14 protein-coding genes are annotated in these 22,496 nt (G+C 66.5%); 5 read left to right on the top strand and 9 right to left on the bottom strand.

Features of this window, described 5'->3' with window-relative positions; all coding sequences use genetic code 11:
- The 5 genes from lpdA (BXA03_RS05170) to BXA03_RS05150 form a co-directional block, all read right to left on the bottom strand.
- Positions 1 to 1,428, bottom strand: a complete 1,428-nt coding sequence (gene lpdA / locus BXA03_RS05170) for a dihydrolipoyl dehydrogenase (protein ID WP_076504586.1) — start codon at positions 1,426 to 1,428, stop codon at positions 1 to 3.
- Between the two features lie 159 nt (positions 1,429 to 1,587).
- Complete coding sequence (gene odhB / locus BXA03_RS05165; protein WP_076504584.1) at positions 1,588 to 2,856, bottom strand: 2-oxoglutarate dehydrogenase complex dihydrolipoyllysine-residue succinyltransferase; 1,269 nt, start codon at positions 2,854 to 2,856, stop codon at positions 1,588 to 1,590.
- Between the two features lie 108 nt (positions 2,857 to 2,964).
- On the bottom strand, positions 2,965 to 5,838 hold the full coding sequence (locus BXA03_RS05160) for a 2-oxoglutarate dehydrogenase E1 component (RefSeq protein ID WP_076504581.1): 2,874 nt from the start codon (positions 5,836 to 5,838) through the stop codon (positions 2,965 to 2,967).
- A 208-nt stretch (positions 5,839 to 6,046) separates the two neighbouring features.
- Positions 6,047 to 7,948 carry a propionate--CoA ligase gene (locus tag BXA03_RS05155; protein WP_076504579.1) on the bottom strand — a complete coding sequence of 634 codons (1,902 nt, stop codon included), beginning with the start codon at positions 7,946 to 7,948 and terminating at the stop codon, positions 6,047 to 6,049.
- A gap of 151 nt (positions 7,949 to 8,099) precedes the next feature.
- On the bottom strand, positions 8,100 to 8,702 hold the full coding sequence (locus BXA03_RS05150; RefSeq protein WP_076504577.1) for an isochorismatase family protein: 603 nt from the start codon (positions 8,700 to 8,702) through the stop codon (positions 8,100 to 8,102).
- 187 nt (positions 8,703 to 8,889) lie between these two features.
- On the opposite strand from BXA03_RS05150, the gene BXA03_RS05145 reads away from it, so the two are divergent.
- On the top strand, positions 8,890 to 9,642 hold the full coding sequence (locus BXA03_RS05145; protein ID WP_076504575.1) for an alpha/beta hydrolase: 753 nt from the start codon (positions 8,890 to 8,892) through the stop codon (positions 9,640 to 9,642).
- A gap of 55 nt (positions 9,643 to 9,697) precedes the next feature.
- On the opposite strand, the gene BXA03_RS05140 is transcribed toward BXA03_RS05145, so the two are convergent.
- Positions 9,698 to 10,822: a PQQ-dependent sugar dehydrogenase gene (locus BXA03_RS05140; protein WP_083715886.1), complete on the bottom strand. Its 1,125-nt coding sequence runs from the start codon at positions 10,820 to 10,822 to the stop codon at positions 9,698 to 9,700.
- A 216-nt stretch (positions 10,823 to 11,038) separates the two neighbouring features.
- On the opposite strand from BXA03_RS05140, the gene BXA03_RS05135 reads away from it, so the two are divergent.
- Positions 11,039 to 11,581 (top strand): C40 family peptidase, encoded by a 543-nt coding sequence (locus tag BXA03_RS05135; protein ID WP_076504572.1) that lies wholly within the window; start codon positions 11,039 to 11,041, stop codon positions 11,579 to 11,581.
- 238 nt (positions 11,582 to 11,819) lie between these two features.
- On the opposite strand, the gene lpdA (BXA03_RS05130) is transcribed toward BXA03_RS05135, so the two are convergent.
- The 3 genes from lpdA (BXA03_RS05130) to aceE are packed head-to-tail and all read right to left on the bottom strand — an operon-like array spanning position 11,820 to position 18,101.
- Positions 11,820 to 13,649: a dihydrolipoyl dehydrogenase gene (lpdA, locus tag BXA03_RS05130; RefSeq protein ID WP_076504569.1), complete on the bottom strand. Its 1,830-nt coding sequence runs from the start codon at positions 13,647 to 13,649 to the stop codon at positions 11,820 to 11,822.
- Between the two features lie 12 nt (positions 13,650 to 13,661).
- Entirely contained in the window at positions 13,662 to 15,341 is a 1,680-nt protein-coding gene (aceF, locus tag BXA03_RS05125; protein WP_076504566.1) for a dihydrolipoyllysine-residue acetyltransferase, read from the bottom strand.
- A 45-nt stretch (positions 15,342 to 15,386) separates the two neighbouring features.
- Positions 15,387 to 18,101, bottom strand: coding sequence for a pyruvate dehydrogenase (acetyl-transferring), homodimeric type (gene aceE / locus BXA03_RS05120; RefSeq protein WP_076504564.1), 2,715 nt, complete (start codon positions 18,099 to 18,101; stop codon positions 15,387 to 15,389).
- A 192-nt stretch (positions 18,102 to 18,293) separates the two neighbouring features.
- On the opposite strand from aceE, the gene BXA03_RS05115 reads away from it, so the two are divergent.
- The 3 genes from BXA03_RS05115 (at position 18,294) to folD (ending at position 22,471) form a co-directional block, all read left to right on the top strand.
- Positions 18,294 to 20,888, top strand: a complete 2,595-nt coding sequence (locus tag BXA03_RS05115) for a PAS domain-containing sensor histidine kinase (RefSeq protein WP_076504562.1) — start codon at positions 18,294 to 18,296, stop codon at positions 20,886 to 20,888.
- 17 nt (positions 20,889 to 20,905) lie between these two features.
- A complete protein-coding gene (locus BXA03_RS05110; RefSeq protein WP_076504559.1) occupies positions 20,906 to 21,529 on the top strand; it encodes a response regulator transcription factor in 624 nt (207 codons plus the stop codon).
- Between the two features lie 87 nt (positions 21,530 to 21,616).
- On the top strand, positions 21,617 to 22,471 hold the full coding sequence (folD, locus tag BXA03_RS05105) for a bifunctional methylenetetrahydrofolate dehydrogenase/methenyltetrahydrofolate cyclohydrolase FolD (RefSeq protein WP_076504556.1): 855 nt from the start codon (positions 21,617 to 21,619) through the stop codon (positions 22,469 to 22,471).
- The last annotated feature ends 25 nt before the right edge of the window (positions 22,472 to 22,496 follow it).

Raw genomic sequence — 22,496 nt, 5'->3', positions numbered from 1 at the left:
TCAGAAGTTCAGCGTGCGCTTGTCGACGGCCAGCGCGGCTTCCTTGGTCGCTTCGGACAGCGACGGATGCGCGTGGCAGATGCGGGCGATGTCCTCGGCCGAGGCCTTGAACTCCATCGCGACGACGGCTTCGGAGATCAGCTCGCTGGCCATCGGGCCCACGATGTGCACGCCCAGGATCTCGTCGGTCGTGGCATCGGCGAGGAACTTGACCATGCCCGTGGTGTCGCCCAGCGCGCGTGCGCGACCGTTGGCCAGGAACGGGAAGGTGCCAGCCTTGTACTTCACGCCGTCGGCCTTGAGCTGCTGCTCGGTGCGGCCGACCCAGGCGATCTCAGGGCTGGTGTAGATCACCCAGGGGATGGTGTTGAAGTTGACGTGTCCATGCTGGCCGGCGATGCGCTCGGCCACGGCCACGCCCTCTTCTTCCGCCTTGTGCGCCAGCATCGGGCCGCGCACCACGTCGCCCACGGCCCACACGTTATGCAGGCTGGTCTTGCACTCGTCGTCCACGACGATGGCACCGCGGTCGTCCAGCTTCAGGCCGACGGCCTCGGCATTCAGGCCGATGGTGTTGGGCACGCGGCCGATGGAGACGATCAGCTTGTCGGCTTCCAGCTTCTTGGCTTCGCCCTTGGCGTCGGTGTAGTCGATGGTGACGCCGGCCTGGGTCTTGGCGACCTCGCCCACCTTCACGCCCAGCTCGACCTTCAGGCCCTGCTTGTCGAAGGCTTTCTTGGCTTCCTTGGCGATCTGCTCGTCCACGGCGCCCAGGAAGGTCGGCAAACCTTCGAGGATGGTGACGTCCGCACCCAGGCGGCGCCACACCGAACCCATTTCCAGACCGATCACGCCGGAGCCGATCAGGGCCAGCTTCTTGGGCACGGCACCGACGCGCAACGCGCCGTCGTTGGACAGCACGGTCTCTTCGTCGAAGGGCACGCCCGGCAGCTGGCGGGCATTGGAGCCCGTGGCCAGGATGATGTGCTTGCCGACCAGGGTTTCTTCAGCGGCGCCGGCAACCTTGATCTCGTAACCGCCTTCGGCTGCCTTCACGAAGGAGCCGCGGCCGTGGAAAAAGCTGACCTTGTTCTTCTTGAACAGGTACAGGATGCCGTCGTTGTTCTGCTTCACCACGCCGTCCTTGCGGGCCAGCATCTTGGCCACGTCCATCTTGACGTCGGTGGCGGTGATGCCGTGCTCGGCGAAATGCTTGTTGGCGTGCTCGAAATGCTCGGACGACTGCAGCAGCGCCTTGGAGGGGATGCAGCCCACGTTGGTGCAGGTGCCGCCCGGTGCCGGGCCGCCCTTGCCGTTCTTCCACTCGTCGATACAAGCGGTGTTGAAGCCCAGCTGGGCCGCGCGGATGGCAGCGATGTAGCCGCCGGGGCCACCGCCGATGACGATGACGTCGAATTGCTTGGACATGATTTTTTGCTTGAGTCGGCTCACCACGAGGCTGGCATGCAAAGGCAAGCGCAGCGAAGCCCGTTCACGTGCACCCGCGGAACCGGCTTTGCCGGGCCGCCGGGTGCGCCCCTCAAGGGGGGATTCCGCTACACGCAGTGAGCAAGAAACGGGGGTGGATCAAATATCGAACAGCAGGCGCGAGGGATCTTCCAGCGCTTCCTTCATCGCGACCAAGCCCAGCACGGCTTCGCGGCCGTCGATGATGCGGTGGTCGTAGCTCATCGCCAGGTAGTTCATCGGACGCACCACGATCTGGCCGTTCTCGACCACGGCACGGTCCTTGGTGGCGTGCACGCCGAGGATGGCCGACTGGGGCGGGTTGATGATGGGCGTCGACAGCATGGAGCCGAAGGTGCCACCGTTGGAGATCGAAAAGGTGCCGCCGGTCATGTCGTCGATCGACAGCTTGCCTTCCTGGGCCTTCTTGCCGAACTCGGCGATCTTCTTCTCGATGTCGGCAAAGCTCATCTGGTCGGCGTTGCGCAGGATCGGCACCACCAGACCGCGCGGCGAGCCGACGGCGATGCCGATGTCGAAGTAGCCGTGATAGATGATGTCGTTGCCGTCGACCGAGGCGTTGAGCACCGGGTACTTCTTGAGGGCGTGCACGGCCGCCTTGACGAAGAAGCTCATGAAGCCCAGCTTGGTGCCGTGCTCCTTGGTGAAGGCGTCCTGGAACTTCTTGCGCAGGTCCATCACCGGGGCCATGTTCACCTCGTTGAAGGTGGTCAGGATGGCGTTGGTGGACTGCGACTGCAGCAGGCGCTCGGCGATGCGGGCGCGCAGGCGGCTCATCGGCACGCGCTCTTCGGGTCGGTCGCCCAGGTTGGCGGCGGTGGGCGCGGCGACCTGCGGCAGCGAGGTCTTGGGCGCGCCGGTCGGGATCTGCACGGCGGGTGCCTTGGCGGCGGTGGCGCCACCAGCGACGGCCGACAGCACGTCGCCCTTGGTCACGCGGCCGTCCTTGCCGGAGCCGGCGACGTCGCTGGTCTTCAGGCCGTTGTCGGCCAGCAGCTTGGCGGCGGCGGGCATGGCCACGTCGGACTTGGCACCACCGGTGGCGGCGGGCGCCGCGGCAGCAGGGGCCGATGCGGCGGGCGCAGCAGCGGCGGCAGCCGGTGCGGGGGCAGCGGCGCCGGCCTTGCCTTCGGTGTCGATCTTGGCGATCAACTGGTCGGCGACGACGGTGGCGCCATCGGCCTGGACGATCTCGGCCAGCACGCCGGACGCGGGCGCCGGCACTTCGAGCACGACCTTGTCGGTTTCGATCTCGATCAGGATTTCATCGGCCGTGACGGCTTCGCCGGCCTTCTTCTTCCACTGCAGCATCGTGGCTTCGGCCACGGACTCGGACAACTGGGGAACCTTGACTTCAACGATGGACATTTTTATGAACTCTGCTTATTCGAGGGAAACACGCCCGCGAACGACAAAAAAAATGGGGCGCGCAAGAACGGGAGGCCGGCGCAACGCGCCGGCCTCCGTGGCGGGGACTTACTTGGTCAGGACGAAGCCCTTGAGCTTGCCGAACGCGCCGTCGACCAGCGCCTTCTGCTGCTCCTGGTGCAGGTGGGCGTAACCCACGGCCGGCGACGCGGAGGCGGCGCGGCCGGAGTAGCCCAGCTTCTGGCCGTCGAGCATGTTCTCGTGGATGTAGTGCTGCACGAAGAACCAGGCACCCTGGTTCTGGGGCTCGTCCTGGCACCACACGATGTCTGCTGCATTGGGGTACTTCTTGACCTCGGCCGCGAAAGCCTTGTGCGGGAACGGGTACAGCTGCTCGACGCGGATGATGGCCACGTCGTCGGCGCCCTTCTCTTCGCGCTTCTTGGCCAGGTCGTAGTAGACCTTGCCCGAACAGGCGACGATGCGCTTGACCTTGTCGGCCTTGAGTTCCTTGACGTCGGGGATGACCGTCTGGAAGCCACCCTTGATGAACTCCGACACCGGCGAGGTCGCGTCCTTGTTACGCAGCAGCGACTTCGGGGTCATGATGACCAGCGGCTTGCGCAGGTTGCGCACCATCTGGCGACGCAGCAGGTGGAAGATCTGGCTGGCCGTCGTGGGCTGCACCACCTGGATGTTGGTGTCGGCCGACAGCTGCATGAAGCGCTCCAGACGGGCCGAACTGTGCTCGGGGCCCTGGCCTTCGTAGCCGTGCGGCAGCATCAGCGTCAGGCCATTCAGGCGGCCCCACTTCACTTCGCCAGAGGCGATGAACTGGTCGATCACCACCTGGGCGCCGTTGGCGAAGTCGCCGAACTGGGCTTCCCAGATCACCAGGGTGTTGGGATCGTTGGACGCATAGCCGTATTCGAAGCCCAGCACCGCCTCTTCGGACAGGATGGAGTCGATGACGACGAACGGGGCCTGGTTCTCGGCCACGTTCTGCAGCGGCACGTAGGTGCCCGTGTCCCACTTCTCGCGGTTCTGGTCGTGCAGCACCGAATGGCGGTGGGTGAAGGTGCCGCGGCCGCAGTCCTCGCCCGACAAGCGCACCGGATAGCCGCTGGCCACCAGCGAGGCGAAGGCCATGTGCTCGCCCATGCCCCAGTCGACGTTGACGTCACCGCGGCCCATGGCGGCGCGGTCGTCCAGCACCTTCTTGACCAGCGGATGCACCGTGAAGCCTTCCGGCACGGTGGTGATCTTCTCGGCCAGGCGCTTCCACTCGGCCAGCGGCAGCGCCGTTTCGGCGGCGTCGGTCCACTTCTTGTTGGCGAAGGCGCTCCAGTCGACCGCGTACTTGCGCTTGAAGTCGGTGAGCACCGGGTCGACGGTGTTCTTGCCGGCGTCGAAAGCGGCGCGCTGGGCCTTGACCATGTCGTCGCCGAGCGTGTCGCCCAGGCCCTGGGCCGCCAGCTTGTCCGCGTAGAGCTTGCGCGTGCCGGGGTGGGCGGCGATCTTCTTGTACATCAGCGGCTGGGTGAGCGAGGGAGTGTCCTGCTCGTTGTGGCCCAGCTTGCGGAAGCAGATGATGTCGACGACGACGTCCTTGTTGAACTCCTGGCGGTATTCCAGGGCCAGCTGCATGCACAGCACCACGGCTTCGGGATCGTCGCCATTCACGTGCAGCACGGGCGCCTCGATCATCTTGACGACGTCGGTGCAGTACAGCGTGGAGCGGCTGTCGCGCGGATCGGAAGTGGTGAAGCCGATTTGGTTGTTGATGACGATGTGGATCGTGCCGCCGGTGTAGTAGCCGCGGGTTTCGGCCAGGGCCAGCGTTTCCATGATGACGCCCTGGCCGGCGAAGGCCGCGTCACCGTGCACCAGCACGGGCAGCACCGAGGCGCCGCGCTTGTCGCCGCGACGGTCCATGCGGGCGCGCACCGAGCCTTCGACCACCGGGTTCACGATTTCCAGGTGCGAGGGGTTGAAGGCCAGGCTCAGGTGCATCGGGCCGCTGGGCGTGGTCACGTCCGAGCTGAAGCCCTGGTGGTACTTCACGTCGCCGCTGGGCAGGTCTTCAGGGGCGGTGTGGTCGAACTCGGCGAACAGGTCCTTGGGCGCCTTGCCCAGGGTGTTGACCAGCACGTTCAGGCGGCCGCGGTGGGCCATGCCGATCACGATCTCCTGCACGCCCTTGGCGCCGGAACCATTGACCAGCTCGTCCATGGCGACGATGAAGCTTTCGCCACCTTCGAGCGAGAAGCGCTTCTGGCCGACGTACTTGGTGTGCAGGAAGCGCTCCAGGCCTTCGGCAGCCGTCAGGCGCTCAAGCACGTGCTTCTTCTTCTCGGCGCTCAGCTTGGGGTTGGTGCGCGCGGCTTCGAGCTTCTGCTGCCACCAGCGCTTCTGCGCCTGGTCGGTCATGTACATGTACTCGACACCGATGGTGCCGCAGTACGTTTCGCGCAGCGCGTTCAGCAGGTCGCGCAGCGACATGGTTTCGCGGCCGAAGAAGGTGTTGCTGGTGTTGAAGACCGTCTCGAGGTCGGCGTCGGCGAAGCCGTAGAACGACGGCTCCAGCTCGGGGATGGCCGGGCGCTCGGCGCGCTGCAGCGGATCCAGGTTGGCCCAGCGGGCGCCAACGTTGCGGTAGGCGGCGATCAGCTGCTGGACGGCGGTGCGCTTGCGACCCAGTTCGGAGTCGGCGCCGCTGGCCTCGACGACGCGGGTGCCGCCCTGCTTGGCACGCTCGGCGAACGCATTGATGACAGGTTGATGCGCAACATCGCGGGAATCGCTTCCGTCCGACGCCGGCACGTGCTGGAGTGCATCAAAGTACGAGCGCCAGTTGTCGGGCACGCTGCCCGGATTGGCGAGATAGTTCTCGTACATTTCTTCGACATAGGGCGCATTGCCGCCGAAGAGGTAACTGTTGCCTTGGTAGGCGTTGTAGATGGACGCGGGGGAATCGCTCATGTTCCGCTGACCTCCGCTTCCCTTGGGGAAGCATTAGCTGGTTAAGAAAACCTTCCGCGACACGGCTGAACCGGATGGCGGATGCGACTGTGGCTGGGGAAGGGCCTGAGTACACCCAGGATTGTGCCACGTCGCACGCGCGCACTGCCGCGGTGATTCGAACGCACCATTGTGCGCCCCCAATCTGACAACAGCGGACGCGGCGAGTTCAGCCGATCAGGCGCTGGATGGCCTGCAGGCTGCTCGGGTCGTCGATCGTGGTGAGGTCGCCCGGATCGCGCCGTTCGCACACCGCCTGCAATGCGCGCCGCAGCAGCTTGCCGCTGCGCGTCTTGGGCAGCGCGGCAACCGAATACACGCGCGCTGGACGCGCGAGTGCGCCCAGGCTGTCGGCCACGGTCTTCATGACCTCACCCTCCAGTTTCAACGCGGCAGCGTCATCGCCCACGCCTGCCCGTGGCACCACGAAGGCGACCGCGACCTGGCCCTTGAGCGCATCGGCCACGCCCACGACCGCCACCTCGGCGACGGCTGGGTGCGCTGAAATGGCCTCCTCGATCTCGCGGGTGCCGAGTCGATGTCCGGCGACGTTGATCACGTCGTCGGTTCGGCCCAGGATATAGAAGTAGCCGTCGGCATCGCGGATGCCCCAGTCGAAAGTGGAATAGACCTCGATGCCTGGAATGCTTCGCCAATAGGTGTTGATGAATCGCTCGTCGTCTCGCCAGACGGTCTGCATGAAACCGGGCGGCGTCGGCGACTCGATCACGACCACGCCCTTCTGGCCCGGCGTCGTGAGGTCCTCGCCGGTGGATTCGTGCACCAGCTTGACCTTGAAGCCGTACATCGGCACGCCCGGGCTGCCGAATTTGGTGGGCTGCTTTTCCACGCCATGGGCCACGGTCAGGATCGGCCAGCCCGACTCGGTCTGCCAGTAGTTGTCGATGATCGGCACGCCCAGCCCCTCGCTGATCCAGCGGGCGGTCGGCTCGTCCAGCGGCTCGCCCGCCAGGAACAGCGCCCGCAGGCTGGAGACGTCGTGCTTGCGCAGCAGCGCAGGATCCTGCTTCTTCAGCACCCGCACCGCCGTGGGCGCCGAGAACATCACGTTCACCTTGTACTTCTCGACCAGCCGCCACCAGATGGCACCGTCCGGCTGGCCGTCCAGCCCCTGCGTGGGCACACCTTCGTAGACGATGGTCGCCATGCCCGCGATCAGCGGCCCGTAGACGATGTAGCAGTGGCCGACCACCCAGCCGATGTCGCTGGTGCAGAAGTACGTCTCGCCCGGGCTGGCCTGGAAAATGTGTCGCATGCTGGCGGCCAGCGCCACGGCGTAGCCGCCCACGTCCCGCTGCACGCCCTTGGGCCGGCCTGTGGTGCCGCTGGTGTAGAGCGTGTAGCTGACGTCCGCCGCGCCCATCCATTCGCAGGGCACCTCGGCCTGGGCATGGGCCGGCGCCAGTTCATCCATCCGGTGGTCGCGGCCCGCAACCAGATCCATGGGCGCCAGGCCGCGGTCGGCCAGCAGCACGGCCGACGGCTTGTGCGCGGCAAGCCGGATCGCCTCGTCCAGCAGCGGCTTGTACGCCAGTACCTTGCCGCCGCGCGAGCCGGCGTCGGCACTGACGATCACCTTCGGCTGCGCATCGTCGATGCGCGACGCGAGCGACGCACTGGCGAAGCCACCGAAGACCACGCTGTGAATGGCGCCCAGCCGTGCGCAGGCCAGCATGGCGAACACCGCGGGCGCGATCATGGGCATGTAGATCAGCACCCGGTCGCCCCGGCCCACGCCCAGGCTCCGAAGCATCGAGGCCATCTGCTGCACCTCGCGGTGCAGTTCGCCGTAGGTGTAGGTGCGCTCGGTGCCGGTTTCGGTCGACACGGCGATCACTGCCGGCGCATCCTGCCGCTGCGGCAGATGGCGGTCGATGGCGTTGTGGCACAGATTGGTGGTGCCGCCGCCGAACCAGGTGGTGAACGGCAACCGGCTGCGGTCCAGAACCGTGGTCGGTGCCTGATGCCAGTCGATCAGCTGCGCCTGTTCGGCCCAGAAGGCTTCGGGCGCGTCGATGGAACGACGATAGAACTCCTGATAGCTGCTCATGGCCTTGTTGTCTCCTGGTCGCTGGCGTCGAAGTTGCGCCTTGTGGACGGCCGACCTGAATGGGCGACGACCGCCGCGTGATTATTGGAGACGGCCTTGCGGCAGGCTGACAGGGTGCACCCTCGTGCGCCTCCCCGGGCGCCGCGGCCGATCAGCGGATCAGGGCCTGCAGTTCCTTGAAAGCCGGATGCTCTGCGCTGCGCAGCCACTCGAAGCCGACCATCTCGGTGGTCACCAGTTCGGCACCGGCGCCGGCTAGGCGGTCGAAGGCTGCGTCGCGGTTGCGCTCGGTGCGCGAGCCGCATGCATCGGTCACCACCCAGACCTCGAACTCGTCCTCCAGCAGCTCCAGCGCCGTCTGCAGCACGCAGACATGGGCCTCGCAGCCGGCGATGACGATGCTGCCACGCTCGGGCTCCGCGGCCTGCGGCTTCTGCAGGTGGCGCGGCAGGCTCCGCGCGTTGCCCTGCGGCGGGCGGGCGGGCGGGCGCAGCCATTCGCTGAAACCTTCGGCCACGGCACTGAACTGCATCTTGGCCATCACCCGGCGGCACGGGTCGCGCAGTTCGGCGGGCATCTGACCGAGCCGGGACGGGTTCTGCTCGGTGCCGAACACCGGCACATCCGCCAGGCGAGCCATCTGCGCGAGCCGCCGCGCATTGGCCAGGATCGCCTCACCCTCGTGGATGGCAGGCATGAGCCGGGGCTGGTAATCGATGAGCACGAGTTGGGATTGGTCGGCGTCGAGGAGCATGAGGCGCGAAGAAAGAGAGAAGCAACAGGGAAAAGCACGGGACGGCCACAATGCAGCCGCATGCCGGCCATTGTCCCTCCCCGTCCCTGCCCGTCGCTCCGTGCCCGACCGCCGCGCACGCCATGGCCCGCATCGCCGAGGACCCGGGAGCGGCGAGATGAGTAGAAGCGTCCGGCGCCGAAGCGCCATGGCCTGGGCCGTCGCGGCCCTCGCTGCATCTGGGTTGCCGGGCTGCGGCTGGCTGCCAAGATCGGCAATCGTGCCCATGCCCGTGGACCGCGACGCCAGCGCCTGCGGTCCCACCGACACGCTGATCGTGCTGCTGCCCGGACGCGGCATGCTGCTGGGCGAGTTGTCAACCGAGGGCTTCATCGACACCTTCCGCGCAGCTGGCCTGCGGGCCGACCTGGTTCGCGCGGACGCGCACATGGGCTACTACAAAGATCGCAGCGTGGTCGATCGGCTCCGTGCTGACGTGATCGATCCCGCCCGGGCACAGGGGTACCGGCATATCTGGCTGGCCGGCATCTCCCTGGGTGGGCTGGGTGCGCTGCTGTACGCCGATGAGCATCCGGACGAGATCGACGGCCTGCTCCTCATCGCCCCTTACCTCGGCGAGCCGCAGACCGCTGCCGATGTCGCGGCCCAAGGCGGGGTGGAACGCTGGCGGCCGCCAGCGGAGACCGACGACGCGATTGGCGTACGGGCGTGGACCTGCCTGAAACGCTACGTCGGGCCTTCCGCCGCCCGAGCGCCGCTGTACCTCGCCTTCGGCGTGGACGATCGCCTGGCGCCCACGCACCGGGTGCTCGCACCTGCGCTGCCGCCGCAGCACGTGCTGACCGTCGCGGGCGGCCACGATTGGCCCGCCTGGCGCCCGCTCTGGCAGCGCCTGCTGGCAGAGGCACCGCTGCCCCGCTGTACGGGCCCGCGCCCCTGAACTCGTCGCCTCGTCAGGCTGGACCGCCGGCCGCCCGGCCGGCACCCTCCCGCCGTCAAGGCTCCAGCCGGATGAGCTTGCCCTCGTCCTCGTCCGTCAGCACGTAGATGAGCCCGTCCGGACCTTGCCGCACGTCGCGGATGCGCTCGCGTGCCGCGGCGAGCAATTTCTGCTCGCCCACCACCTTGCCGTCCCGGATGTCGATACGGTCAAGGTAGCCGAACTTGAGCGAGCCGACCAGCAGGCTGCCCTTCCACGCCGCTCCATAGCGGTCGCTGTTCAAAAAGGTCATCCCGGAAGGTGCGATGGACGGCGTCCACTGGTGCAGCGGCTGCTCCATGCCCTCCTTGGCCTTGATGCCCTCCCCGATGGGAGCGCCGCCGTAGTTCACGCCGTGCGTGATGACCGGCCAGCCATAGTTGCGGCCGGCCTGGGCGATGTTGATCTCGTCCCCGCCCTGGGCACCATGCTCGTGCGTCCAGAGGCGCCCGTCCGGCCCGATGGTCGCGCCCTGCATGTTGCGGTGGCCATAGCTCCAGATCTCAGGCAGCGCGCCGGCCCGGTTCACAAACGGGTTGTCGGCGGGTGCTTTGCCGTCCGTGTCGATGCGCACCACCTTGCCCAGGTGGTTGTCCAGCCGCTGTGCATCTGCGCTGCGCGAGAAGCGATCCCCCATCGTCAGGAAGAGCTTGCCGTCTGCGGTCTGCGCGATCCGGCAGCCGAAATGCGCGCGGCTTGCGACCTTGGGCTGCTGGCTGAAGATCACCCGGACCTGCTCGAGCCGCCTTTCGTCGGGCGCCAGCACGGCGCGGGCCAACGCCGTGCTGTTGGTGCCGCCCGCACCCGGCTCCGAGAAACAGAAATAGAGCGTACGGTTCGTCTTGAAGCCGGCATCCAGCGCGATATCCAGCAGACCGCCCTGCCCCTGGGCCGCCAGCGGCGGGAGACCCTCGACCGGCGCACCAATGCGGCCATCCTTCTCAATGACCCGCAGCCGCCCAGGGCGCTCCGTCACCAGGAAACGGCCATCCGGCAGGAAGGCCAGGCCCCATGGATGGGAGAGGCCCGCCGCCACCGTCTGCGGCCTGGGCTGCGGCAGTTCCTGAGCGGCGCTCGAAACGGCTGTCGAAGCAGCAACGACCGTGGCTGCGGTCAGTCCGAGGGAAATGGCGATATGCATAACGACTCCTGCATCGTGAAGAATTTTTGGACCCATCCACGATGAGCGAAGAAGCACTGCCTGGGTTCAACCTACCGGCTGCAATGAAAACTGCGGCTGTTACAACCACGCTTTTCAGCCATTACTGAAATTTGAATGAAATCAATAACTTGAAGCAGACTTACAATTAGCAAAACTGGTTGACACATTGGGGTGTCGTCCATATCCTACGGGCCCATGCGAATTTTCGTCCTCCCCGCCCTGGCCCTGCTCCTTGCCACCGCAGCCCACGCTGCCCCCGCAACCGACCGGTCCACGGAGATGGACAAGCTTCTCGCCGACAAAGGCCTCCTGGGCCGCGTCGAACATGCACGTCAGGCCGTGGCCGACAAGACCTCGGACCTCGTGGTCAGCGCGATGAGCTTCCTGGGTGTCCCGTACCGCCGCGGCGGCAATAACGCCGAAACCGGCTTCGACTGCAGCGGTTTCGTCCGCGCCATGTACAACCAGACCATCGGCATGGTCCTCCCCCGCCGCGCCGAGGAGCAGGCCGCTGCCACCGAAAAGATCGACCGCAGCGAACTCAAGCCGGGCGACCTGGTCTTCTTCAACACCATGCGCCGTGCCTTCAGCCATGTGGGCATCTACGTGGGCGACGGCAAGTTCATCCACTCGCCCCGCTCTGGGTCCGAAGTGCGCGTGGAAGACATGAACCAGAGCTACTGGCTGAATCGCTTCAACGGCGCCCGGCGCGTTCTTTCGGAATCGGCTGGCGAGTAAGCCGAGCGACCATCGCCGTCTCGAAGCAAGGCCCGCTCGTTGAGCGGGCTTTTTTTTGGCCGCCTCATCCTGGCTGTCGAACCCGGGCGCTGGGCCGTCGTCAAGGCGTCCCTGATTTCAAGCCCCACCGCCCGGCTGCGGCCCGCCCCCCGTGGCAAAACGGCCCGGCAGGACGACCCAAAGGTCGCCCGGCCGGGCCGCTGAATGCAGCCGCGAAGCTGCGCTTAGGGGCTGGCGATCAGCGCTTCTGCGGTGGCAGGTCGGTGCAGGTGCCGTGCGCCACTTCCGCCGCCATGCCGATGCTCTCGCCCAGCGTGGGGTGCGGATGGATGGTCTTGCCGATGTCGATCTCGTCTGCACCCATCTCGATGGCCAGGGCCACCTCGCCGATCATGTCGCCCGCATGGGTGCCGACGATGCCGCCGCCCAGGATGCGGTGCGTCTCGGCGTCGAACAGCAGTTTGGTGAAGCCTTCGTCGCGGCCGTTGGCGATGGCGCGGCCGGAGGCCGTCCACGGGAACAGGCCCTTCTTGACCTTGACGCCCTGCACCTTGGCCTGGTCCTCGGTCAGGCCCACCCACGCGACCTCCGGGTCGGTGTAGGCCACGCTCGGGATCACGCGGGCGTTGAACGCGGCGCTTGCCAGTTCCTTGTCGCCCTTCTGCTCGCCGGCAATGACTTCGGCCGCCACATGCGCCTCGTGCACCGCCTTGTGGGCCAGCATGGGCTGCCCGACGATGTCGCCGATGGCGAAGATGTTCGGCACGTTGGTGCGCATCTGGATGTCGACCGGGATGAAGCCGCGGTCGGTCACCGAGACGCCGGCCTTCTCGGCGCCGATCTTCTTGCCGTTGGGCGTGCGGCCCACCGCCTGCAGCACCAAGTCGTAGACCTGCGGCTCCTTGGGCGCGCCCTCGCCTTCGAACATGACCTTGATGCCGTCCTTCGTCGCCTCGGCGCCCACGGTCTTGGTCTTGAGCATGATGTTGTCGAAGCGCGGCGCGTTCATCTTCTGCCACACCTTGACCAGATCGCGGTCGGCGCCCTGCATCAGGCCGTCCATCATCTCGACCACGTCCAGGCGTGCGCCCAGCGACGAATACACCGTGCCCATCTCCAGGCCGATGATGCCGCCGCCCAGGATCAGCATGCGCTTGGGCTCGGTCGCCAGCGACAGCGCGCCGGTGGAGTCCACCACGCGCGGATCGTCCTTGGGCATGAAGGGCAGGTGCACCGCCTGCGAGCCGGCGGCGATGATGCAGTGGCGGAAGCGGATGACCTGCTTCTTGCCGGTGGTGGCCCGGCCTTCGCCGGTGCTCTCGTCCACTTCGAGGTGATAGGGGTCCAGGAAGCTGCCGACGCCACGCACGGTCGTGACCTTGCGCATCTTGGCCATGGCCGTGAGGCCGCCGGTGAGCTTGCCCACCACCTTGTTCTTGTGGGCCAGCAGCTTGGCGCGGTCGACCTTGGGCGCGCCGAAGTCCACGCCAAGGTCGACGAAGTGCTTGACCTCGTCCATCACGGCGGCGACGTGCAGCAGCGCCTTGGAAGGAATACAGCCCACGTTGAGGCACACACCGCCCAGGGTGGCGTAACGCTCGACCAGCACCGTCTTCATGCCGAGGTCGGCACTGCGGAAGGCGGCGGAATAGCCGCCCGGGCCAGCGCCGAGCACGAGGGTGTCGCACTCGATGTCGACCTGGCCGCTGTAGCTGCCAGCGGGCGCAGGCGCCGCGGCCGGCGCTGCCGGTGCGGGCGCAGGTGCCGCCTTGGGCGCCGCCGCAGCGGGCGCCGGCGATTCGGCCGGTGCAGGCGCCGCCGTAGCCGCATCGACCGCGTCGATGGTCAGCACCACCGAGCCTTCGCTCACCTTGTCGCCCACCTTCACGGCCACCGACTTGACCACGCCGGCGTGGCTGGAGGGAATCTCCATCGATGCCTTGTCGGATTCGACGGTGATCAGCGACTGCTCGACCTTGATGGTGTCGCCCGGCTTGACCAGCACCTCGATCACGGCCACTTCGCTGAAGTCGCCGATGTCCGGAACCTTGACCTGTTGTTCGCTCATGCCATGGTCTCCTTACAGCACGATGCGGCGGTAGTCCGCCAGCAGCTGGCCCAGGAAGGCATTGAAGCGGGCCGCGGCGGCACCGTCGATGACGCGATGGTCGTACGACAGCGACAGCGGCAGCATCAGGCGCGGCACGAACTGCTTGCCGTCCCACACCGGCTTCATCTGGCCCTTGGAGAGGCCCAGGATGGCCACTTCGGGCGCATTGACGATGGGGGTGAAATGCGTGCCGCCGATGCCGCCGAGCGAGCTGATCGACATGCAGCCGCCCTGCATGTCGGCCGCGCCGAGCTTGCCGTCGCGCGCCTTCTTGGCGAGTTCGCCCATCTCCTGGCTGATCTGCACGATGCCCTTCTTGTCGGCCTCCTTGAGCACCGGCACCACCAGGCCGTTCGGCGTGTCCGCCGCGAAGCCGATGTTGAAGTACTGCTTGTAGACCAGGGTGTCGCCATCCAGACTGGTGTTGAACTCGGGGAACTTCTTCAGGGCCGCGACCACGGCCTTGATGACGAAGGCCAGCATCGTGACCTTCACGCCCGACTTCTCGTTCTCCTTGTTGGTGGAGACGCGGAAGGCTTCCAGTTCGGTGATGTCCGCTTCGTCGTTGTTGGTGACGTGCGGGATCATGACCCAGTTGCGATGCAGGTTGGCGCCGCTGATCTTCTTGATGCGCGACAGGTCCTTGCGATCGACGGCGCCGAACTTCGCGAAATCGACCTTGGGCCAGGGCAGCAGGCCCAGGGCCGCGCCGTCAGCGCCGCCGCCGCCGGCCGGGGCCTTGGCTGCCTGCGCCTTGGTCTGCGTGGCACCGGCCATCACGGACTTGGTGAAGCCCTGGACGTCTTCCTGGGTGATGCGGCCCTTGGGACCGCTGCCCTTGACCTCTTCCAGCGGCACGCCCAGCTCTCGGGCGAACTTGCGCACCGAAGGCGAGGCATGCGGCAGGCCGGTGGCCGGCGTCTTGGTCGGGTCGTGCGCGGGCACGCTCGTGGCCGCGGCGGCGGACGCAGCTGCTGCCTGGGCAGGTGCAGGGGTGGCAGCGGCCTGAGCCGGCGCCGATGCCGGCGCGGGCGCGGCCGGGCTGGCGGCGGGGGCGGAACCGGCCGCGCCTTCCATCAGACCGATCAGGTCACCGATGTTGACCGTGTCACCCACCTTGACCTTGAGCTCCTTGATCGTGCCGGCGGCCGGCGACGGGATCTCCATCGAGGCCTTGTCCGATTCGACCGTGATCAGCGACTGCTCGGCCTTGACCGTGTCGCCGGGCTTGACCAGCACCTCGATGACAGCGACGTCCTTGAAGTCGCCGATATCGGGCACCTTGATCTCGACCGGACCCGACGCGGCCGGCGCTGCGGCGGCGGGTGCCGGCGCGGGTGCGGCTTGCGAAGCCGGAGCAGGCGCGGCGGCCTCGGCAGGTGCCGGTGCCGCGGCGGCCGGGGCGCCAGCGCCCTCACCTTCCAGGATCAGGACGATCGAGCCTTCCTTGACCTTGTCGCCCACATTCACCTTGACCTCCTTGACCACGCCGGCGGCCGACGACGGAATCTCCATCGAGGCCTTGTCCGATTCGACCGTGATCAGCGACTGCTCGGCCTTGACCGTGTCGCCGGGCTTGACCAGCACTTCGATCACCGCGACTTCATCGAAGTCGCCGATGTCGGGCACTTTCACTTCCACTGCTGCCATGTTCGTGTCTCCCGCCTTCGAGGCGTTTCAGTTCCGGGGGGTGGATTACGCGTAGAGCGGGTTGATCTTGTCGGCGTTGATGCCGTACTTCTTGATGGCCTCGGCCACCTTGGCCGCCGGCACCGCACCGTCTTCGGCCAGTGCCTTGAGCGTCGCGACCACGATGTAGTGGCGGTTCACCTCGAAGTGCTCGCGCAGCTTGCTGCGGAAGTCCGAGCGGCCGAAGCCGTCGGTGCCCAGCACCTTGTAGTTGCGGCCCTTCGGGATGAAGGGACGGATCTGCTCGGCATAAGCCTTCATGTAGTCGGTGGAGGCGACCACCGGGCCCGTGGTCTTGCCCAGTTGCTCCGCGACGAAGGGCACGCGGGCCGTCTCGGTCGGGTGCAGCAGGTTCCAGCGGTCGGCGTCCTGGCCGTCGCGGGTCAGCTCGTTGAAGCTCGGGCAGCTCCAGACCGATGCGGCGACGCCCCAGTCCTTCTCCAGCAGTTCCTGGGCGAAGAAGGACTCGCGCAGGATGGTGCCGCTGCCCAGCAGCTGCGCCGTGGGCGCCTTGCTGTCCAGGGCCGGCGCCTGCTTGACCATGTACATGCCCTTGATGATCTGCTCTTCGGTGCCGGGCTGCAGGCCGGGCATCGCATAGTTCTCGTTGAGCAGGGTCAGGTAGTAGTAGACGTTGTCCTGCTTCTCGACCATGCGCTTGAGGCCGTGGTGCAGGATCACCGCCACTTCATGGGCGAAGGTCGGGTCGTAGCTGACGCAGTTGGGGATGGTGTTGGCCAGGATGTGGCTGTGGCCGTCCTCGTGCTGCAGGCCTTCGCCGTTCAGCGTGGTGCGCCCCGACGTGCCGCCCAGCAGGAAGCCGCGGGCTTGCATGTCGCCGGCCGCCCAGGCCAGGTCGCCGATGCGCTGGAAGCCGAACATCGAGTAGTACACGTAGAACGGCACCATGATGCGGTTGTTCGTGCTGTACGAGGTGGCGGCGGCGATCCAGCTGGACATGCCGCCGGCCTCGTTGATGCCTTCCTGCAGGATCTGACCGGCCTTGTCTTCCTTGTAGTACATGACCTGGTCCTTGTCGACTGGGGTGTACTGCTGTCCATGCGGGTTGTAGATGCCCACCTGGCGGAACAGGCCTTCCATGCCGAAGGTGCGGGCCTCGTCCACCAGGATGGGCACCACGCGCGGGCCCAGGGCCTTGTCGCGCAGCAGCTGCGTCAGGAAGCGCACGTAGGCCTGCGTGGTCGAGATCTCGCGGCCTTCGGCCGTGGGCTCGAGCACGGCCTTGAAGGTGTCGAGCGACGGCACGGTGAAGCTCTCGTCGGCCTTGACGCGGCGGTGCGGCAGGTAACCGCCCAGGGCCTTGCGGCGCTCATGAAGGTACTTCATCTCCGGCGTGTCGTCGGCCGGCTTGTAGAAGGGCAGCTCGGCCAGCTGACTGTCGGGGACCGGAATGTTGAAGCGGTCGCGGAAGGCCTTGATGTCCTCGTCGCCAAGCTTCTTGGTCTGGTGGACCGTGTTCTTGCCTTCGCCGATCTTGCCCATGCCGAAGCCCTTGACCGTCTTGACCAGCAGCACGGTGGGCTGGCCGGTGTGGTTCTGGGCGGCATGGAAGGCGGCATAGACCTTCTGCGAGTCGTGGCCACCGCGCTGCAAGTTCCAGATCTCGTCGTCGGTCATGTTCTCGACCATCTTGGCCGTGCGCGGATCGCGCCCGAAGAAGTGCTTGCGGACGTACGCGCCGTCGTTGGCCTTCATGGCCTGATAGTCGCCGTCGTTGGTCTTCATCATCAGCTCGCGCAGGGCACCGTCGTGGTCCTTGGCGAGCAGGGCGTCCCAGCCCTTGCCCCAGATGAGCTTGATGACGTTCCAGTTGGCGCCGCGGAATTCGCCTTCGAGTTCCTGGATGATCTTGCCGTTGCCACGCACCGGGCCGTCCAGGCGCTGCAGGTTGCAGTTGATGACGAAGATCAGGTTGTCCAGGTTCTCGCGCGCAGCCAGGCCGATGGCGCCCAGCGACTCGACCTCGTCCATTTCACCGTCGCCGCAGAAGACCCAGACCTTGCGGTTGGCGGTGTCGGCGATGCCGCGGGCATGCAGGTACTTGAGGAAGCGCGCCTGGTAGATGGCCATCAGCGGGCCCAGGCCCATGGACACCGTCGGGAACTGCCAGAACTCGGGCATCAGCTTGGGGTGCGGATAGCTCGACAGGCCCTTGCCGTCGACTTCCTGGCGGAAGTTGAGCAGTTGCTCTTCGCTCAGGCGGCCTTCGAGGTAGGCGCGGGCGTAGATGCCGGGCGAGACGTGGCCCTGGATGTAGAGCAGGTCACCGCCATGGTTCTCGCTCTCGGCATGCCAGAAGTGGTTGAAGCCGGCGCCAAACATGCTGGCCAGCGAGGCGAAGGAGCCGATGTGACCGCCCAGGTCGCCGCCTTCGGGCGGATGGTGGCGGTTGGCCTTGACCACCATCGCCATGGCGTTCCAGCGCATGTAGGCGCGCAGGCGCTGTTCGATCTCCAGGTTGCCGGGGCTGCGGGCTTCCTGGCTGGGCTCGATGGTGTTCACGTAGCCGGTGTTGGCCGAGAAGGGCATGTCCACCGTGTTCTGGCGGGCGTGCTCGAGCAGTTCTTCCAGCAGGGCGTGCGCGCGGTCGGCGCCTTCGTTCTGAATGATGGCCGACAACGCGTCCTTCCATTCCTGCATCTCTTGCACGTCAGCTTCGTTCGCTGCGGCGCCAGTGGGTTTCTCGGGGTTGGCCGACATCCGGGTCTCCTTGAATCGGTGTGTACGTGGCGTACGTTAATTGAGAGAGGAAGAAAGGCCGCATCGCGCGGGCGGCGCAGTGTCTCATAAAAAGTGGATATTCCAAATGGTGCCATGAGATTTCTTTATATGAAATTTCACAGGCCATATTGCAGGGAAATTTGCAAAGACGCGCTCTTCTAAACTCGCGCCATGCGTTCTCGTCCCGAGCCCACCGCGGGCCATCCTCTCCCGCTCGTGTCGTGGTGGCAGCGCTGGTGGAAACGCCAGACACCCCCGCTGCAGGACAGCGTGGCCATGCTGGTGCCGATGGCGGCCGTACTGCTGTTCCTGGCCGCCATCGTGGCGGCCTTCTGGTATCTGCGGGCGGAGGAGCTGGAGCGCGAGCGCGAGTCCGTGCGCCGCGACGTCGAATACGCGCAGCAGCGGCTGAGACTGCGGCTGCTGGAACGGCAGGAACAGTTGATGCGCCTCGCGCGCGACGCGAGCAATCACGAAGTCGATCCGATCGAATTCACCAGCCGCGCAGAGTCGCTGGTCAGCCAGTTTCCAGAACTGCAGGCGATCAGTTGGATCGATGACCGGCGCGTCTGGCGCGCGACTTATGCCTCGCCGAGCGTTTCCCCTTCTCAACAGCACATGGCCGGCGACCTGCTTCGGCCCGGCGACATCGAGACCCACTACGCGCTGGCGCGCGAACTGGCCCAGCCCGTCTATTCGCAGCCCACGGCCGTGGACGGCCGAACCGCTGCGCTGCAGTTGCACATTCCGCTGTTCGACCAGGGCCTGTTTGCGGGCACGGTCCTCGGAGAGTTTTCGGTCGACGGCCTGCTGCGCTATGGCATTCCGCCAGAGGTCTCGGCCAAATACGCCGTCTCGCTGCTGGACGGTACCGGCAAGCTGCTGGCCGGCACCACGACCAACAGCCGCAGCCCCGCAGAATACCGGCCGCTGCCCTGGGCCGAACCGACGAACGAGTACGAAGTCCCGGTTTCGCCCGTCGGAAACAGTCTGGTGTTGCGGGCGCAGGCCTGGCGCACGTCGCTCGGACTGGTCGGCAACGGGCTGTTCTGGCTCGTGACGGCGCTGTCGGTCCTGACCAGCGGCCTTCTGGTTGGCACCTGGCGCCACACCCGCCGGCGAATGGCGGCGCAGCAGGCGCTGCAGGCCGAAACCAACTTCCGGCGTGCGATGGAAAACTCCATGCTCACCGGCATGCGGGTGCTCGATCTGGACGGCAGCATCAGTTATGTCAATGCCGCCTTCTGCACGATGACCGGCTGGAGCGAGGAGGAGCTGGTCGGCCGCAAGCCACCCTTCCCGTATTGGCTCGAAAGCGACACCGAGCTGATGAACGAACGGTTGGAGGAAGAGATCCACGGCCGCGCGCTGCCGGGCGGTTTCCAGGTGCGGGTACGGCGCAAGAACGGCTCCATCTTCCCGGCGCGGCTCTATGTGTCGCCCCTGGTCGACGCCCACGGTCACCAGACAGGCTGGATGACGTCGATGACCGACATCACCGAGCCGACGCGCATCCGCGAGCAGCTGTCGGCGTCGCATGAGCGCTTCACCACCGTGCTGGAGGCGCTCGACGCCTCGGTGTCGGTGGCACCCCTGGGCAGCGAGGAACTGCTGTTCGCCAACAAGATGTACCGCGCCTGGTTCGGCTCCGACACCGTGGGGCACCTGGGCATGGTGGCCCAGGCCGGAGCCGCGCCCTCACCCAGCCATGCCAACGACCTGGACGACGTCGACCCGCTGGCCGGACTGCCCACCGATGCGCTGACGGCCGCACAGCCCGCCAACAACGAGATCTTCGTGCCCCATCTCAACAAGTGGCTCGAAGTGCGGTCGCGCTACCTGACCTGGGTGGATGGCCGGCTCGCGCAGCTGGTGATCGCCACCGACATCACCGCGCGCCGCGATGCCGAGGAACAGGCGGCGCAGCAGGCCGACCGGGCCCAGTCCGCCAGCCGCCTCATCACCATGGGCGAGATGGCATCGAGCGTGGCGCACGAGCTGAACCAGCCGCTCGCCGCCATCAGCAACTACTGCAACGGCATGATGTCGCGCATCCGCGGCCAGCAGATCGACACCGAGGCCCTGTTGGGCGCACTGGAAAAAACGGTCAAGCAGGCGCAGCGGGCCGGCCAGATCATCCAGCGCATCCGGTCCTTCGTGAAGCGCAGCGAGCCCAATCGCACGCCGTCCGAGGTTGCCACCATGGTCGGCGAGGCGGTGGAACTGGCGGGCATCGAGCTCAAGCGTCGCAACGTGCGACTCAACCACTACGTCGCGGCACGCCTGCCCACGGTGCACGTCGACCGGATCCTGATCGAGCAGGTGCTGGTGAACCTGATGAAAAACGCCGCCGAATCGATCGACATGGCGCAGCGCCCGCCGGCGCGCCGCACCGTCGAATTGCGGGTGGTACCCCGCAAAGTCGAGGGCCAGCAAGCCATCGAGTTCGCGGTGCAGGACACGGGCAAGGGCCTGGCGCCGGAGGTGATGGAACGGCTCTATGAAGCCTTCTTCTCCACCAAGGCCGAAGGCATGGGCATCGGCCTCAACCTGTGCCGCAGCATCGTGGAGTCGCACCGCGGCCGGATGCAGGCGGAGAACCTCTACAATGGATCGGAGGTCGTCGGCTGCCGTTTCTCCTTCTGGATTCCAGTGAACGGCGCTCCGGATTCCGTAGCAAGCGACGACCGTTCCCCCGACTGGACCGCCTCCGGCCAACCGCCCACTGCGGCAGGCAAGGCCGGCGCAGGCTCCTCGATTTCCTGAGAGGCAAAGGTAAGCGCATGAGTTTGATCCCCAAGAAGGGCACGGTCTATGTGGTGGACGACGACGAGGCCGTCCGCGACTCGCTCCAGTGGTTGCTTGAAGGCAAGGACTACCGGGTCCGCTGCTTCGAATCTGCCGAGTCCTTCCTGGCCCGCTACGACCCGCGTGAGGTGGCCTGCCTGATCGTCGACATCCGGATGGCCGGCATGTCGGGCCTGGAGCTTCAGGACAAGCTCATCGAGCGCAAGTCGCCCCTGCCCATCGTGGTCATCACCGGTCACGGCGACGTGCCGATGGCGGTCGATTCGATGAAGAAGGGTGCGATGGACTTCATCCAGAAGCCCTTCAACGACGAAGCCCTGGTCTCGCTGGTCGAGCGCATGCTCGAACATGCCCGCACCGCCTTCGCGCAGTACCAGCAATCCGCCAGCCGCGACGCGCTCCTGTCAAAGCTCACCGGCCGCGAATCGCAGGTGCTCGAACGCATCGTCGCGGGCCGTCTCAACAAGCAGATAGCCGACGACCTGGGCATCAGCATCAAGACGGTGGAGGCGCACCGCGCCAACATCATGGAAAAGCTCAACGCCAACACGGTGGCCGATCTGCTGAAGATCGCCCTGGGCCAGACCGCCAAGGCCTGACGCCGCCGCAACGCCCCACCGCTCCCTCGTCACGCCCGTTCGGCCCTGGCCGCGGGCGTTTTTCATTCCCCTTCCCTGCCTGCACCCATGACTGCACAACTCATCGACGGCAATGCCGTGGCCCGCACGATCCGCGCCGAAGTGGCCGAGCGCACCGCCGCTCTCAAGGCACGTGGCATCACGCCGGGGCTGGCGGTGATCCTGGTCGGCGAGGACCCGGCCAGCCAGGTGTACGTGGGCAAGAAGGTCGAGGCCTGCCAGCAGGCGGGCATGCACTCGGTGCTGGAGCGCTACGAGCCCACGATGACGGAAGCGGACCTGCTGGAACGGGTGCGGGCCCTCAACGCCGATCCGTCCATCCACGGCATCCTGGTGCAGTTGCCACTGCCCAAGCACATCGATGCCGACAAGGTCATTGAGACCATCGCGGCCGAAAAGGATGTGGACGGCTTCCACGTCGCCAGCGCCGGCGCGCTGATGACCGGCCTGCCGGGCTTCTGGTCCTGTACGCCCTATGGCTGCATCAAGCTGCTGGAGAGCACCGGCGTGCCGATCAAGGGGAAGCACGCGGTGGTCATCGGCCGCAGCAACAACGTGGGCAAGCCGATGGCGCTGATGCTGCTGGCCAAGAACGCCACCGTCACCATCTGCCACAGCGCCACGGCCGACCTGTCGCACCATGTGCGCCAGGCCGACATCGTGGTCGCCGCCGTGGGCCGCCGCAACACGGTGACGGCCGACATGGTCAAGCCCGGCGCCATCGTCATCGACGTGGGCATGAACCGCAACGAGCAGGGCAAGCTCTGCGGCGACGTGGACTTCGCCGCAGTCAAGGAGGTGGCCGGCTGGATCACGCCGGTGCCCGGTGGTGTAGGCCCCATGACGGTGACCATGCTGCTGGTCAACACCGTCGAGTCGGCCGAGCGCGCCGCCGCAGCCTGACAGGACGCTGAGGTCGGCGCTCAAT

It is taken from the genome of Pseudacidovorax sp. RU35E (genome assembly GCF_900156165.1).
Lineage (GTDB): Bacteria > Pseudomonadota > Gammaproteobacteria > Burkholderiales > Burkholderiaceae_C > Xenophilus.
This window is presented reverse-complemented; position numbering and strand designations above follow the sequence as displayed.

Coding starts and splice junctions, on each gene's coding strand:
- BXA03_RS05150 (WP_076504577.1), bottom strand. CDS start 8,702: ATGCTCCTCGACGCCGACCAATCCCAACTCGTGCTCATCGATTACCAG.
- aceF (WP_076504566.1), bottom strand. CDS start 15,341: ATGGCAGCAGTGGAAGTGAAAGTGCCCGACATCGGCGACTTCGATGAA.
- folD (WP_076504556.1), top strand. CDS start 21,617: ATGACTGCACAACTCATCGACGGCAATGCCGTGGCCCGCACGATCCGC.
- BXA03_RS05115 (WP_076504562.1), top strand. CDS start 18,294: ATGCGTTCTCGTCCCGAGCCCACCGCGGGCCATCCTCTCCCGCTCGTG.
- BXA03_RS05145 (WP_076504575.1), top strand. CDS start 8,890: ATGGCCTGGGCCGTCGCGGCCCTCGCTGCATCTGGGTTGCCGGGCTGC.
- BXA03_RS05155 (WP_076504579.1), bottom strand. CDS start 7,948: ATGAGCAGCTATCAGGAGTTCTATCGTCGTTCCATCGACGCGCCCGAA.
- lpdA (WP_076504569.1), bottom strand. CDS start 13,649: ATGAGCGAACAACAGGTCAAGGTTCCGGACATCGGCGACTTCAGCGAA.
- BXA03_RS05160 (WP_076504581.1), bottom strand. CDS start 5,838: ATGAGCGATTCCCCCGCGTCCATCTACAACGCCTACCAAGGCAACAGT.
- aceE (WP_076504564.1), bottom strand. CDS start 18,101: ATGTCGGCCAACCCCGAGAAACCCACTGGCGCCGCAGCGAACGAAGCT.
- BXA03_RS05140 (WP_083715886.1), bottom strand. CDS start 10,822: ATGCATATCGCCATTTCCCTCGGACTGACCGCAGCCACGGTCGTTGCT.
- BXA03_RS05110 (WP_076504559.1), top strand. CDS start 20,906: ATGAGTTTGATCCCCAAGAAGGGCACGGTCTATGTGGTGGACGACGAC.
- lpdA (WP_076504586.1), bottom strand. CDS start 1,428: ATGTCCAAGCAATTCGACGTCATCGTCATCGGCGGTGGCCCCGGCGGC.
- BXA03_RS05135 (WP_076504572.1), top strand. CDS start 11,039: ATGCGAATTTTCGTCCTCCCCGCCCTGGCCCTGCTCCTTGCCACCGCA.
- odhB (WP_076504584.1), bottom strand. CDS start 2,856: ATGTCCATCGTTGAAGTCAAGGTTCCCCAGTTGTCCGAGTCCGTGGCC.